Genomic DNA, 546 nt, shown 5'->3' with positions numbered 1-546 from the left:
AGGTAAACCTGGATGCCATCATAGACCCATTTATCTTTCCTGGGGTTGAGCATCAATGTATTTTCCAGGTAATTTCCGGTGAGGGTTTTTAACTGCTTCAATTCATACCCGAAGCCTTCGGGGAAAGGCCGCAAAAACTTCGGAAGCTGGTTAAGTCCATACACAGGATTAGAAGCATAATCTTCCTGAGTAGACAGCAGGTACCGGTGGGGATAACTGCCCAGGTTCTCCTGAAGGAAATCCATAACCCGGGAAACAAAAAAAGATTTCATGGCAGGATTTAACCCGTCATCTGAAATGTTGGTGAGAACATTGACACTCTCCGCCCCATAATCCTCATAGATCACCTCTTTGGTTAGTTGCAGCTCTGTATCTATTCTTTCACTGCCTGTAAGATGAACAACTTTTTTACCGTCTTCCACCTTCATGCTTTCAATTTTCAGGGCCGAAATAGGAGCGAGGTTCACAGGTACCGTCAATTTTATATCCAGTTCCAGTTTAGGAATAAAGAGATCATTCATGTTCTTATGACTGTGAACCTGCCAG

1 pseudogene is annotated in these 546 nt (G+C 43.6%); it reads right to left on the bottom strand.

The annotated features are described in order from the left end of the window. Positions 1-521 (bottom strand): annotated as a pseudogene (locus tag HC175_RS17005) (metalloprotease); the annotation flags it as partial. Positions 522-546 lie beyond the last annotated feature (25 nt).

The organism is Salinimicrobium oceani, assembly GCF_012037645.1.
The sequence above is the reverse complement of the archived record's forward strand: the minus strand, read 5'-3'. Positions and strand labels throughout refer to the sequence as shown.